A 13,055-nucleotide genomic window follows, 5' to 3' on the forward strand; every position below is an offset into this window, starting at 1 on the left:
CGTGCCAGGCTAGCGAATCAGTCGTGGATCCAGACCTCGGTGCCGGTGGGGGACCAGTCGTAGACGAACTTGGCCACATCGACGGGCATGTTGATGCACCCGTGGCTCATCGGGTTGCCGAAGTTGTTGTGCCAGTAGGCGCCGTGGAAGGCCTGGTCGCCGTTGAAGTACATCACCCACGGGACGTCTTCGGTGCAGTACGGCGCCCCTTCGAAGCAGCCCATGTCCTGCATGCTGACGTGGGCGAAGACGCGGAACGAGCCGGTCTGCGTCAGCGAGTCCTCGAGGCCCGACGAGATCGCGTAGGTGCGGATGACCTGCTCGTTCTCGTACAGATACGTCATCTGCTCCGACAGGTCGACCTCGATCCGGCGGGAGACGGCCGCGGTGGCGAACTCCGTCTCGGCGACGGTGAGCTCGAAGGTCGCGTCACCCTCGGCCAGCTGCGCGGCGACGTCTTCGGCGAGGCCCTCGGTCGAGCCGAGCTCGCGGCCGGTCACGCCGGCGACGTCGGTGCGGAGCACGCCGCCGGACGAATCCGTGATCACGCGGGCATCCACGGGCTGGCGCTCGACGGCCTCGGGCAGTCCGTCGACGACCTTCTGGATCGCGGCCGGGTCCGCTGAGATCTCGAACGCGCCCTCCGCCGTCTGCGACACGGTGAGCCACGATGCGGTGACGGCCGGCTTGACCCGCACCACTCGCTCGTCGCCCACGTAGAAGCCCGCCGTCTCGAGAAGGCCGTTGAGCTCGGATGCCGCGGCCTCGGCGGCCTCGGTGGTCACCGTCGGCTCGATCGGAGCGGGCGTGACATCGATCTCGGTGCGCGCGGCACCGGAGTCGAAGGCTTCCTGGAGCGCGACACGCAGGGCGTCGACGTCGACGCCCACACCCTGCTCGGCCTCGGAGGCGACGTAGCGCACCTTGTCGGCGTCATAGGCGAGCGTGGCGTCGACCGGAGCCACGTACAGCTCGGGGAGCGCAGCGCGGACCGCGCTCTCTACCGCGGCGGCGTCCAGGCTGATGGTCGCCGTCGACGGGTCCGAGAACCACTGTGCCGGGTTCCACATGGGGTGCTGGGCGAAGGCGTCGTCGGCGAGGCCGCGGCCGTCGATCGAGGCACCGAGGTCGGCGCCGGTGAACTCGGCCTGTCCGGCTTCGCCGTCCAGCACCACGACCGTGCCGGCGAGGCGCTGGGTGATGGCATCGGCCGCGGCCCCCGCGGTCATTCCGCCCACCTGCACGCCCGCCACCGAAGTTCCCGGGGCGATGAGGACGAGGGATGCCGCGACGAGCGCGATCACCGCGATCGCTGCGGTGACCCCGACCCACATGCCCACACGCCGACGGCGCGGGGCGGGTTCGGCGGGCGCCCACGCGAGCGCGGCATCGCCGCCGAGCGGCACGGTCGCCGTGGACTGCGCCGACGGCTTCTCGTCTGCGCCCGGCTTGGTCGCCAGATCTGTCACGCCACCACCCCCTGCGATAAGCGTTCACCAATGGTAGGGGACTCCTCCGTGCGGGTGGCAGGGAATCGGGCCGTACAGGGGCTTTGCGGTCGAATCGTTGCGGTTCCGTTGCGAAAGCCGTTCCGGGTGCGCACCTCGCCTACGGCGTGAAGACCTTGCCGGGATTGAGGATGCCGGCAGGGTCGAACACCCGCGTGATGTCGCGTTGCAGCTCCCACTGATCGGTGCCCAGCTCGTCGGCCAGCCACTGGCGCTTGAGCACGCCGATGCCGTGCTCGCCCGTGAGTGTCCCGCCCAGTCGCAGCGCTGACCGGAAGAGATCGTCGGCGGCCGCCCAGATGTGCGCGGGCACCTCCACGGTGCCGTCGGCGAGGGGGGTCGCGGGGAAGACGAAGTTCGGGTGCAGATTGCCGTCGCCGGCGTGCGCCACGGTCGGGATCGTGACGCCGTGCTCGCGCTCGACGCGCGCGATCTCGTCGAACATGGCGGGCAGGGCGCTGCGCGGCACCGCGACGTCCTCGATGAGGGTGTGGCCGAGCGTCTCCATGGCGGGGTGCATCGAGCGCCGTATCGTGAGCAGGCGCTCGCCCTCCTCGCGATCCTGCGCGAGCACGACGGTGCCGCCGGCGTCGGCGAGGACGGCGCTGATCGCCTCGGCTTCGACGGATGCCGCAGGCCCGTCGGTCTGGATCGTCAGCTGCGCCGTGCCCGCAGCCGGGGGCGCGAGCGAGAGCAGCGCGTGCGCCGCCGCCAGCGATGCGGCATCCATCAGCTCCATGATCGCCGGCTGGATACCGGCGGCCGTCACCGCCGCGGCGGCGGTCGCGGCGGCGCGGACGTCGGGGAACGTCGCGGCGAGGGTGCGGACCTCGCCGGGAACGAGGCGCCGCAGCTTCAGCGTGGCGGCGACGATCACGCCGAGCGTCCCCTCGGAGCCGATGACGAGAGAGGTGAGGTCCAGGCCGGTGACGCCCTTCACGGTGCGGTGTCCCAGTCGCAGCAGGCGGCCGTCGGCGCGCACGAGGTCCACCCCCAGGACGGCGTCGCGGACGACGCCGTACTTCGCGCACAGCAGCCCGCCGGCGCCGGTGGCGATGTTGCCCCCGACGGTCGAGATCGCCCGGCTGGCGGGGTCGGGAGCCCACCACAGGCCGTGCGCGGCCAGGGCGGCGTTCAGTTCGGCGTTGATGATCCCCGGCTCTACGACGGCGACGAGGTCGTCGGGTGCGACCTCGAGGATGCGGTCCATGTCGCGCACCGACAGTGCGATCTCGCCCGCGCCGGCGTTCGCGCCGCCGGCCAGGCCCGTGCCGGCGCCGCGGGTGACGACGGGGGTCCCGGTGGCCGAGGCCACGCGCAGGGTGTGCTGCACGTCGTCGACGGATGCCGCATGGACGACGGCGAGCGGACGTCCGGATGCCGCGTGCCCGGACTTGTCGGCGCGCGCCGCATCGAGTGCAGCGGGCGAGACGTCGACGCGGTCGCCGAGGTGCTCCCGCAGACGGGCGATCACCTCGTCGTGGGTGCTCACGCGAACCGGCGCCGCCCGGCGAGGACCCCCACGACGACCGCGACGAGACCGTAGACGACGCCCACCCAGGTCGCGCCCATGCTCCACCACGCCATGGTGGCCGACAGATACACCAAGAGCTCGATGACGCCTCGCACGAACGGGTGCACCTCGAAGACCGCGCGCGGCGAGACGAACAGCGCCCACACCAGGATGGCGGCCACGGGTGCGGCGATGCCGGCGACGATGTTCCATGGGAACGCCCACATCGCGAAGCCCCAGATGGCGAGGGTGACGAACGCGAAGAGCTCGCACACGAAGGCGAGGATGTCGATCGCCGTCAGGGGAGTGCGCATGCCGGCCGGGGTGGCGCCGGCCGAAGTGGCGGCGGCAGGAGTGGCGGCGGCAGAGGGACGAGCCGTGTCGGACATGGCCTCCAGTCTACGGTCGGCGCTGCCGACGTGACCCGGGGGCACCTCCGAGGAGGGGGTCCGATAGGAGGTCAGAGCAGGGTGCCGACGCGCACGGCGATCGGCGCGCCGGAGAGTTTTCCCGCGACGTACCGCAGCTCGATCCGGGCATCCGTGGCGACCTGTTTCTCGGTGACGGTCACGACGAGAGTGCCGGCGCCGGATGCGTCGAGAGCGACAACGCCGACATCGGTGCCCGCGATGCGCGCCCGGACGGTCGCGCCGGGCTCGCCCCGCAGCCCCAGTGTCAGTGTCGCGGCGCCGGTGTCGTCGGTCGACACGGCGCTGGAGGAGACCGCCGGAGCCCCCGCGGGCAGCGCGGCCTTGGGCGTCTCGCCCGACGCGCCCGGTGCGGAAGGTTCCGGATCGGTCGGCTCCGGGTCGGTGGGCTTCGGGTCGGTCGGCTTCGGATCGGTGGGGGTCGGGTCGGTGGGCTTGGGGTCGGTCGGCTTCGGATCGGTGGGGGTCGGGTCGGTGGGCGTCGGCTCCGCCGGTCCTGCCGGCGGCAGCGGCTGGGCGTCGCCGCCGTCAGCGGGCGCGGGGTCCGGCTCGTCGGCCGGTCGCGGCGCGTCCGTCACCGGCACGCGCGCGTCGGGCGCCGCGTCGTCGTCGGGGGCGATCGGATCGAGAGGGCGGTCGGGCGCCGGGCTGTCGGGTGCGGGACGGGAGGGCGCGTTCCGACCGGGCGCGTCGACGCGCACGTCGATTCCGGCATCCATCGCCGCCGCGCCGGTCTCGGCGTCGGGCGCGCCCGCTCCCGACCACGGCAGGAGGAGTGCGCCGGCGAAGATCGACCCGACCACGACGGCGCTGGCGGCCACGAGGCTGATCACCCCGCCGATGCCCGAGCCCGCGGTATCCGGATGCCACGTCGCGGCGGGGACGGCGGCCGGGGGCGTCGCGACACCGGCCGCGGCCGTCGTGCCCGCGGCCGGCGCCACGTCGTCGGGCATGGTGGGGGCGGCTGCCGCGAGACCGCCCCCCTGGAGCGCCGCGAGGTAGCCGGCTGTACCGGCGATGCCCACCGTGAGCGGCAGCAGCACGAGCGCGAGCCGGTGCGACACCTCGTGGGCCTCGCCGGCGACGATCGTGCAGCGGGTGCAGTGCGCCAGGTGGGACTCGACGCGCGCGCGATCGCGGCGGCGGATGCGGGAGCGGGCATAGTCCCCGAGCCGCTCGACGGTCCACTCGCACGCCGACCCCGCGGGAACGGCGTGGACGTGCGCGTCGATCCATGCCTCGCGCAGACCGTCCTGGGCGCGCGCGGCCAGCTGCGCGACCGCGTTGGACTTCATGCCCAGGAGCGGGGCGGCCTCGGCCGGCGTCATCTGCTCGATCTCGATGTACCAGAGCACTTCCTGCCAGCGCGACGGCAGGCGCCGGAAGGCCTGGGTCGTGAGTCCGCGGTCCAGCGCTTCGGCGCTCGCGTGCTCGGCGGTGAGGGGATCCTCGGCGTCGGTCACCTCGATCGCGGTCTCGCGCTGCGCGCGCCCCCATGTCGCGGCCGAGTTCCGGATGCTGGTGAACAGGAATGCCCGGAACGAGCCGGACGGGCCCCCGCCGCTGGCGATGGACTGGTAGATGCGACTGAACGACTCCTGCGTCAGCTCGTCGGGGTCCAGGCTCGACGACACCGACCGGGCGACGGTGACGCCCGCGTGGTAGTGCCGGCGCCACAGCTCGCCGAAGGCCTCGGTGTCACCGGACCTGGTGCGCAGCACGAGCGCGGCATCGCCGAGCCCGGCGACATCGCGCCCGGTCGGCGCGGTCTGATACGTCATCGTTTCTCCGTGCGGGGTGGCAGTCAGCGCCTCCACAGCGGTGCCGACGACTCCGGTCGCGCGATGTCCCCATCCATCGTGCGACCGTCCCATTGTGGGGCCTGGAACCCGGTTCCACCAGAGTGAATCCGCGTATCGACTCCGGAGTCAGGTTCCGGCCCCGTCGCGCCGTACCGCTGCCGTCGGTGCACCCGTGGCCGGAGCTCCCGCGACCCGTGCCCCCGCCAGCCACACGCCCGCCACGCGCAGCCCGGCATCCAGGAGCACCGCGTCGGCGGGCGCTCCCGCCTCGAGGCGCCCGATGTCGGCGCGGCCGATCGCTTCGGCGGGCGTGCGCGTGAGGGCGGCGACGGCGGCGGCGAGGGGGACCCCGGCGCGGACAACGTGGCGAAGCGCGGCGTCCTGCGTCAGCGTCGAGCCGGCGATCGCACCGCCGTCGGCCAGCCGGGCGATCCCGGACGCAACCGCGACCGGAGCTCCGCCGAGCTCGTACGCGCCGTCGCCCGCTCCCGCGGCGGCCATCGCGTCGGTGACCAGGGCGATGCGCCCCGGGGCGGCGGCGAACAGCGTGGCCACCAGGTCGAGGTCCACGTGGGTGCCGTCGGCGATGACCTCGAGGACGACGCGACCGTCCCGCAGGGCTGCGACCACCGGCCCGGGGTCGCGGTGATGGATGCCGCGCATCGCGTTGAAGGAGTGGGTCAGCAGGCGCGCGCCCGCGTCGAAGGCGCGGCGGGTGAGGGCCGCATCGGCGTCGGTGTGCCCGATGCCCACCGTGATCCCCGCGGCCGCGAAGCGGCCGATGGCGGCGAACGCTCCGGGCAGCTCGGGGGCGAGGGTGACCTGTCGCATCGTCCCGCGCGCCGCGGTGATCAGCTGCTCGACGGTGGCCGCGTCGGGGGCCCGGAGGAGGGACGCGGTGTGCGCGCCGCGGTGGCCGGGATCGAGGAAGGGCCCTTCCAGATGCGAGCCCAGGATGCCGGGGTCGGCGGCCGCGGCATCCGCCACCGCCGACACCCGCTCGACCAGTGCCGGAAGGTCCGCCGTGACGAGCGACAGCACGGCGCGCGTCGTGCCGTGCGCGAGGTGGACGGCACGGGCCGCGCGTATCGCCGCCGGGCCGCCGTCGTACGAGAAGCCGCCGCCGCCGTGCCCGTGCAGGTCGACGAAGCCCGGCGTGAGGACGCCACCGTCGCCGGCCAGCACGGCGCCGTCGACGACGGCGTCTGCCGGCGGCCACGCGTCGCCGGCTCCCACATCGGACACCCGGCCCTCGTCGAATCGCAGCCACGCATCCGCGGTCTCGCGCCCGTCGTCGACGAGACGCACCGAGTGGATGACGAGGCTCACGCCGTCGAGGGTACAAGGGGGGCCCGACGAGGAGCGGTGGGGGCGGCATCCGTTATGCTCGACGGAGTCGCGACTGGCGTTGAGGTGGGCCACCACCGGGGAGCGACCGATACGGCATTCGACCGCACGCCTGGGCCGGGGTCTCGATACACCGTTGCTTCGCAACGGCACTCGACCACCGGGTAGCGTCGCATCGCGACGGCACCCGACCCACCGGAAGGAAAGCAGCGTCATGACCGACCCGTACTTCAACGCCCCGCTCAGCGAGGTCGACCCCGAGATCGCCGAGGTGCTCGAGCGCGAGCTGAACCGCCAGCGCGGCTACCTCGAGATGATCGCCTCCGAGAACTTCGTGCCGGTCTCGGTCCTGCAGTCGCAGGGATCCGTGCTCACCAACAAGTACGCCGAGGGCTACCCCGGCCGCCGCTACTACGGCGGCTGCGAAGAGGTCGACGTCGCCGAGGAGCTCGCGATCAGTCGCGCCAAAGCCCTGTTCGGCTCGGAGTTCGCCAATGTGCAGCCCCACTCCGGTGCCTCGGCCAACGCCGCCGTCCTGCACGCGATCGCCCGCCCCGGCGACACGCTGCTCGGCCTCTCGCTCGACCAGGGCGGCCACCTCACGCACGGCATGAAGATCAACTTCTCGGGCCGGCTCTACAACATCGTCGCCTACGGCGTCGACCCCGAGACGAGCATCATCGACATGGCCGAGGTGCGCCGTCTCGCCGTCGAGCACAAGCCGAAGGTCATCATCGCCGGCTGGTCGGCCTACCCGCGTCAGCTCGACTTCGCCGCCTTCCGGGCGATCGCCGATGAGGTCGGCGCACTGCTGTGGGTCGACATGGCCCACTTCGCGGGGCTCGTCGCCGCGGGCCTGCACCCGTCGCCGATTCCGCACGCGCACGTCGTGTCGTCCACGGTGCACAAGACCATCGGCGGACCCCGCTCGGGCATCATCCTCACCAACGACGCCGACACCGCCAAGAAGATCAACTCCGCGGTGTTCCCGGGCCAGCAGGGGGGCCCGCTCATGCACGTCATCGCCGCGAAGGCGACCGCGTTCAAGCTGGCCGCGACGCCGGAGTTCCGCGAGCGTCAGGAGCGGGTGCTGCGCGGTGCGTCGATCATCGCCGAGCGCCTGTCACAGCAGGACGTGAAGGATGCCGGGATCACGGTCCGCTCGGGCGGCACCGATGTGCACCTCGTGCTCGTGGACCTGCGGAATGCCGCGATCGACGGCAAGCAGGCCGAGGATCTGCTGCACGAGATCCGCATCACGGTGAACCGCAACGCCGTCCCGAACGACCCCCGTCCCCCGATGGTGACGTCGGGCCTGCGCATCGGCACCCCGGCGCTGGCCACGCGCGGATTCGGCGACGCCGAGTTCACCGAGGTCGCCGACGTGATCGCCCTCGCGCTGCAGCCCGGCGCCGACGTGGCCGCGCTCCGCGCCCGCGTCGAGGCGCTCACCGAGGCCTTCCCGCTCTACCCCGGCCTGCAGCAGTGACCGCCACCGTCCTCGACGGCAAAGCGGCGGCCGCCGCGATCAAGGACGAGCTGCGCGAGCGGGTCGCCGCGCTGAGCGAGCGCGGGATCACGCCCGGCATCGCGACCGTGCTCGTGGGGGCCGACCCCGCCTCGCAGCTCTACGTGGGCATGAAGCACAAGCAGTCGGTGGCGATCGGGATGAACTCGATCCAGCGCGAGCTCCCGGCCGATGCCACGCAGGCCGAGGTCGAGGCGCTGATCGACGAGCTCAACGCCGATCCCGAGTGCCATGGGTACATCGTCCAGCTGCCGCTGCCCAAGCACATCGACACCGACGCGGTGCTCGAGCGAATCGACCCGGCCAAGGACGCCGACGGACTGCATCCGACGAACCTCGGCCGTCTCGTGCTGAACGTCAACACCCCGATCGCCACGCCGCTGCCGTGCACCCCGCGGGGAGTCATCGAGCTGCTGCTGCGCAACGGCTACGACCTCGCCGGAAAGCACGTCGTGGTCGTCGGCCGCGGTGTCACGATCGGCCGCTCGATCGGACTGCTCCTGACGCGACGCGAGTACAACGCCACCGTGACCCTGACCCACACCGGCACGGCCGACCTGTCACAGCATCTGCGGCAGGCGGACGTGATCGTCGCGGCCGCGGGCGTCAAGCACATCGTGCGCGCCGAGGACGTCAAGCCCGGCGCCGCCGTGCTGGATGTCGGCGTCACCCGCGAGGCCGACGCCGAGGGCGTCTCGCGGGTCTTCGGCGACGTCCATCCCGACGTCGCCGCGGTGGCCGGCTACCTCTCGCCCAACCCCGGCGGGGTGGGGCCGATGACGGTGGCGCTGCTGATGACCAACGTCGTCGAGGCCGCCGAGCGCCAGGCCGCCGAGCGCCAGGCCGGCTGAGCCCCGCAGCGAGCGAGCGGATGCCGCGGCGTCACCGTCCGGCATCCGCTCGGTTCACGCGGTGAACCGCGCCAGAAACTCGCGCGTCCGCGCCTCGCGGGCGGCGCCGAAGATCTGCGCGGGGGGTCCCTGCTCGACGATGCGCCCGCCGTCGAGGAAGACCACCCGATCGGCCACGTCACGGGCGAAGGCCATCTCGTGCGTGGCCATGAGGATCGTGGTGCCGTCCGCCGCGAGCTGACGCACGAGCTCGAGCACCTCGGTGACCAGCTCGGGGTCCAGGGCCGAGGTGATCTCATCGAGCAGCAGCACCTCGGGATCGGTGGCGATGGCTCGGGCGATCGCGACGCGCTGCTGCTGCCCCCCCGAGAGGCGGTCGGGGTGCTCCCGTGCCTTGTCGGCGAGGCCGACGCGCTGCAGCAGCTCCCGCCCGCGATCTTCGGCGGCGGCCCGCGGCACGCGATGCACCACGCGCGAGGCGAGGGTGACGTTGTCGAGCACCGACAGGTGCGGGAACAGGTTGAAATGCTGGAACACCGCGCCGAAGCGGGCCCGCACGCGGTTGGCGTTCACGCGCGGGTCGGAGATGTCTTCGCCGCCGAGCTCGATGAGGCCGTCGTCGATCGGCTCGAGCAGGCCCAGGCAGCGCAGCAGGGTCGATTTGCCCGACCCGCTCGCACCGATGAGGGCGACCACGTCGTGGGCCGCGAGGTCGACGTCGACGCCGCGCAGCACTTCGCGCTCGCCGAACGACTTCCACAGTCCCGTGGCCCGCAGCAGCGTCGTCACAGCACCGATCCCGTCTGCTCCCGCTCGCGCAGCCGCGCGGTGTACCAGTCGGTCAGGCGGATGGTGGGAATGGCCAGCAGCACGAAGAGGATGCCGGCGACCACATACGGCGTGAAGTTGTAGGACTGCGACGCCTCGATCTGGGCGCCCCGCACGGCGTCGACCGCGCCGAGGATCGAGATGAGGCCGACGTCCTTCTGCATCGAGATGAAGTCGTTCATGAGGGGCGGTGTCATCTTGCGCAGCGCCTGGGGCAGCACGACGCGGCGCAGCGACTGCGCGTAGCCGAGGCCGAGGGCCCGGGCGGCGAGACGCTGCGACGGGTGCACCGACTCGATCCCCGCCCGGATCACCTCCGCCACGTACGCCGAGTAGGTCAGCGTCACCGCGATCACGCCGAGCACGATCGGCAGGATGCGCTCGCCGAGGATGGTCGGCAGGCCGAAGCCGATGAGGAAGAGCACGATGATGAACGGCACACCGCGGAACAGGTCGGTGTATGCCGCGGCGAGCATCCGCAGGGGGAAGAACACCGGCCCGCGGAGGGTTCGCGCCAGTGCCACGGCCGTCGCGGTCACCCCAACCGTGATCACGGAGAGGGCGAGCACCTGGAGGTTCAGCAGGAATCCCTCCCACACGCGCGGCAGGGATTCCCACGCCACCTGCGGGTCGAAGAAGGACTGCTGCACCGCTGCCCAGCCGGGCGTGCTGAGCACCGTCACCCACACCACCACCGCGAACGCGAGGGTGGATGCGACCGCGATGAGCACCGAGCGCAGCTCCTGGCGGCGCCGGAACGCGCGCCGCTCGAGTTCGAGCGCGCTGGGCTGATGCGAGGTCACGGAACGACGTTACGCGAGCTCGGCTCCGCCATCGGCACGGGCGCGGCTCACTGAAGCAGCGTCACGCCCTGGCCGGAGCCGAGCCACTCGTCGGTGATCTCCTCGAGCGTGCCGTCCTCACGCAGCGCGTCGACGGCGGCGGTGACGTCCTCGGTGAGGGGGGAGTCCTTCGGCAGCAGCAGGCCCCATTCGTCGGGCACGCCCGCGGCGGGCAGCTCGCCGACGATGAAGGAGTCCTCGATGTAGACCCCGGTGGCGTAGTACGCGGTCGGCAGGTCGAGCACGATCGCGTCGATCTGGTCGGCGATCAGGGCCGCGACGGCATCCTCGTTGGAGTTGTACAGCTGCGGCGCGGTGGTCGGCTGCACGGCCTCGTCGATCGTGGTCGCGCTGGTCGATCCGGCCATGGCGCCCAGGACCAGATCCTTCAGCCCCGCGATGTCGTCGACATCGTCGGCCGCGCCGCCTTCGATCGCGACGACCGCCTGGCTGGCGGAGTAGTACGGCGACGAGAAGTCGACCGCCTGCTTGCGCTCGTCCGTGATGGTGTATTGCTGGATGTTGATGTCGAAGTTCTTCGGGCCCGGTGCGATGGCGGCCTCGAAGCTGGTGCGCACCCACTCGACGTCCTCGGCGGCGAACCCGAGCTCCTCGGCGACGGCGTAGGCCACGGCAGCTTCGAACCCCTCGCCGCTGGCGGGGTCGTCGTCGATCACGTACGGGAAGTAGGCGGTCTCGCCGGTGGCGATCGTCAGCTTGCCGGGGGTGACGTAGGCGTCCTCGGAGATCTCGGTGTCGTCGGCCTCGCCGCCGTCGGCGGGGGCGGTGTCGCCCGAGGCGCAGCCGGTGAGCGCGAGGGCGGTGACGGCGATGCCGACGAGAGCGGCGCGGAGCGCGGGACGGCGCGACATGTGATCCTCCTGGGGTGGGGTGCCCTGCCCCGGGGTGCGGGCGGCGGCACGCGTTCCATTCTCCCTGCCCGGCGGGGCGGGAAGGCGGCCCGGAGTCGGACTGTTACGCCCGTGCGACGGTCACCGCAGGCGGACGAGGTGGTCCAGGTCGTCGCCCGGCAGCACGTCCGCGGTGGCCGACACGGTCATGTCGACGAGATCGGCGCGGCCGGCCGAGATCGTCAGGAACGCCGTGTCGGCGGCATCCCGTCCCGTCGCGATGCGCACGAGCGTCGAGCGCGGGGCCAGCGTGGTGGCGTCCACGACGTGCCAGCCGCCGTCGACCCACGCCTCGGCGACGGCGTGGAAGTCCATCGGGTGCAGGCCCGGCGCATAGACCGACACGAGCCGCGCGGGGACGTTGAGTCCCCGCAGCAGCGCGACGCACAGGTGCGCGTAGTCCCGGCACACGCCCCGTCGCGCCAGCAGCGTGCGCGCGGCGCCGTCGGTGGGCAGGGACGAGCCGGGGACATAGGCCAGTCGCGTGCCGACCCAGCTCGAGACCGCGGTCAGCAGCTGCGACGGGTCGTCGATGCCGACGAACTCGGCGGATGCCGTGGGCGCCAGTGCGTCGGATTCGGCGTAGCGGCTGGGCCGGGTGTAGACGAGCCGCTCGATGTCGTCGGCGGTGGCCTCCTGTCCGGTTCCGGCGATCGCGGCGGAGTACTCCACGACGAACTCGCCGACGCCGGGGCGCATCCGGTGCACGCGCGTGCCGTGCGCGTCGCGCAGCTCGACCACCTCGACCGGTGCCCCGTCGAGCGTTGCGGTGAGCGACTCCGACGCCGGAGCGTGGTGCGAGGACACCGCGATGGCGAACGCGAGGTCGGCCGGCTCGGTGACGGTCAGTGCGATACGGCTCGAGACGTCCCTGTGCATCGGGCAAGCATGACAGACCCGTGTGTCGGCGTCGTGACCGCTCCGTCACGGCTCGGTTCACTTCGCGGGCAGGACCCCCCGGGTCGTGCGGCTTCGGCCGCGCATCTCCGCCACGACACGTCCGTCCCCGGCGCTCACCCGCACGTCGTACAGTCCCGAGCGGCCACCTCGGGCCCGGCGCTCGGCGACGGCTTCGAGCTCGTCGCCCTCGCGGGCGGGGGAGAGGAACGCGATGTCGGCGCCGGCGGCCAGGGTCACGGCATCCGTCTCGTTGCACGCCAGGGCGAAGGCGGTGTCGGCGAGGGCGAACACCATGCCGCCGTGGGCGACGGCGAAGCCGTTGAGCATGTCGGGCCGCACCCGCATGCGCACGACCGCACGGCCGGGCTCGGCGCTGACCACCCGCATGCCCAGGGCGTTCGAGGCCGCGTCGCCGGCGATCATCCGACGGGTGTGTTCGGTGGCGAAGGCGTCGTCCATGGCCCTCCTCGGCGGCATCGCGCGGCGTTGAGTGCGGCGTCGCGCTATGCGAACATGGTGCCGAACGAACGTTCAGTAAGTCAACGTTCAGTTAGTCGAAGTGCGCCGGCACGGTCGCCGTCGCGCCGAAGGGAACCC

Annotated in this window: 12 protein-coding genes; 2 read left to right on the top strand and 10 right to left on the bottom strand. The window is 72.4% G+C overall.

What is annotated here, in order from left to right; genetic code table 11:
• Positions 1-17: 17 nt before the first annotated feature.
• The 5 genes from Q9S36_RS23165 to Q9S36_RS23185 form a co-directional block, all read right to left on the bottom strand.
• On the bottom strand, positions 18-1,469 hold the full coding sequence (locus tag Q9S36_RS23165; RefSeq protein WP_311287205.1) for a L,D-transpeptidase family protein: 1,452 nt from the start codon (positions 1,467-1,469) through the stop codon (positions 18-20).
• A 139-nt stretch (positions 1,470-1,608) separates the two neighbouring features.
• The gene (locus Q9S36_RS23170; RefSeq protein WP_311287206.1) at positions 1,609-3,000 is read right to left on the bottom strand and encodes an FAD-linked oxidase C-terminal domain-containing protein; all 1,392 of its coding nucleotides are present in this window, start codon (positions 2,998-3,000) and stop codon (positions 1,609-1,611) included.
• A complete protein-coding gene (locus Q9S36_RS23175) occupies positions 2,997-3,410 on the bottom strand; it encodes a YrdB family protein (RefSeq protein ID WP_251453366.1) in 414 nt (137 codons plus the stop codon). Before Q9S36_RS23175 ends, Q9S36_RS23170 begins: the two co-directional genes overlap by 4 nt.
• Before the next feature lie 71 nt (positions 3,411-3,481).
• Positions 3,482-5,230, bottom strand: a complete 1,749-nt coding sequence (locus Q9S36_RS23180; protein ID WP_311287208.1) for a sigma-70 family RNA polymerase sigma factor — start codon at positions 5,228-5,230, stop codon at positions 3,482-3,484.
• A gap of 147 nt (positions 5,231-5,377) precedes the next feature.
• The gene (locus Q9S36_RS23185; RefSeq protein ID WP_311287209.1) at positions 5,378-6,580 is read right to left on the bottom strand and encodes an amidohydrolase family protein; all 1,203 of its coding nucleotides are present in this window, start codon (positions 6,578-6,580) and stop codon (positions 5,378-5,380) included.
• Positions 6,581-6,812: 232 nt separating this feature from the next.
• Here Q9S36_RS23185 and glyA point away from each other — a divergent pair, with 232 nt between their 5' ends.
• Both glyA and Q9S36_RS23195 read left to right on the top strand, forming a co-directional pair.
• Positions 6,813-8,087 carry a serine hydroxymethyltransferase gene (gene glyA, locus Q9S36_RS23190; protein WP_311287210.1) on the top strand — a complete coding sequence of 425 codons (1,275 nt, stop codon included), beginning with the start codon at positions 6,813-6,815 and terminating at the stop codon, positions 8,085-8,087.
• On the top strand, positions 8,084-8,977 hold the full coding sequence (locus Q9S36_RS23195) for a bifunctional methylenetetrahydrofolate dehydrogenase/methenyltetrahydrofolate cyclohydrolase (RefSeq protein ID WP_311287211.1): 894 nt from the start codon (positions 8,084-8,086) through the stop codon (positions 8,975-8,977). The genes glyA and Q9S36_RS23195 overlap by 4 nt, the downstream gene beginning before the upstream one ends.
• Positions 8,978-9,031: 54 nt before the next feature.
• On the opposite strand, the gene Q9S36_RS23200 is transcribed toward Q9S36_RS23195, so the two are convergent.
• From Q9S36_RS23200 to paaI, 5 genes are all read right to left on the bottom strand, one after another.
• Positions 9,032-9,766, bottom strand: coding sequence for an amino acid ABC transporter ATP-binding protein (locus Q9S36_RS23200; protein ID WP_285814593.1), 735 nt, complete (start codon positions 9,764-9,766; stop codon positions 9,032-9,034).
• Positions 9,763-10,608, bottom strand: coding sequence for an amino acid ABC transporter permease (locus tag Q9S36_RS23205; RefSeq protein WP_251453341.1), 846 nt, complete (start codon positions 10,606-10,608; stop codon positions 9,763-9,765). The genes Q9S36_RS23200 and Q9S36_RS23205 overlap by 4 nt, the downstream gene beginning before the upstream one ends.
• Positions 10,609-10,655: 47 nt before the next feature.
• Positions 10,656-11,519 carry a transporter substrate-binding domain-containing protein gene (locus Q9S36_RS23210; protein WP_251453340.1) on the bottom strand — a complete coding sequence of 288 codons (864 nt, stop codon included), beginning with the start codon at positions 11,517-11,519 and terminating at the stop codon, positions 10,656-10,658.
• A 120-nt stretch (positions 11,520-11,639) separates the two neighbouring features.
• Positions 11,640-12,437, bottom strand: coding sequence for a transglutaminase family protein (locus tag Q9S36_RS23215; RefSeq protein WP_311287212.1), 798 nt, complete (start codon positions 12,435-12,437; stop codon positions 11,640-11,642).
• A 57-nt stretch (positions 12,438-12,494) separates the two neighbouring features.
• The gene (paaI, locus tag Q9S36_RS23220; RefSeq protein ID WP_311287213.1) at positions 12,495-12,917 is read right to left on the bottom strand and encodes a hydroxyphenylacetyl-CoA thioesterase PaaI; all 423 of its coding nucleotides are present in this window, start codon (positions 12,915-12,917) and stop codon (positions 12,495-12,497) included.
• Positions 12,918-13,055 lie beyond the last annotated feature (138 nt).

It is taken from the genome of Microbacterium sp. ARD31, assembly GCF_031844425.1.

Excerpts from the sequence above, each read along its gene's own strand:
- paaI (WP_311287213.1), bottom strand. The coding sequence starts at position 12,917 with ATGGACGACGCCTTCGCCACCGAACACACCCGTCGGATGATCGCCGGC.
- Q9S36_RS23210 (WP_251453340.1), bottom strand. The coding sequence starts at position 11,519 with ATGTCGCGCCGTCCCGCGCTCCGCGCCGCTCTCGTCGGCATCGCCGTC.
- Q9S36_RS23175 (WP_251453366.1), bottom strand. The coding sequence starts at position 3,410 with ATGTCCGACACGGCTCGTCCCTCTGCCGCCGCCACTCCTGCCGCCGCC.
- Q9S36_RS23180 (WP_311287208.1), bottom strand. The coding sequence starts at position 5,230 with ATGACGTATCAGACCGCGCCGACCGGGCGCGATGTCGCCGGGCTCGGC.
- glyA (WP_311287210.1), top strand. The coding sequence starts at position 6,813 with ATGACCGACCCGTACTTCAACGCCCCGCTCAGCGAGGTCGACCCCGAG.
- Q9S36_RS23215 (WP_311287212.1), bottom strand. The coding sequence starts at position 12,437 with ATGCACAGGGACGTCTCGAGCCGTATCGCACTGACCGTCACCGAGCCG.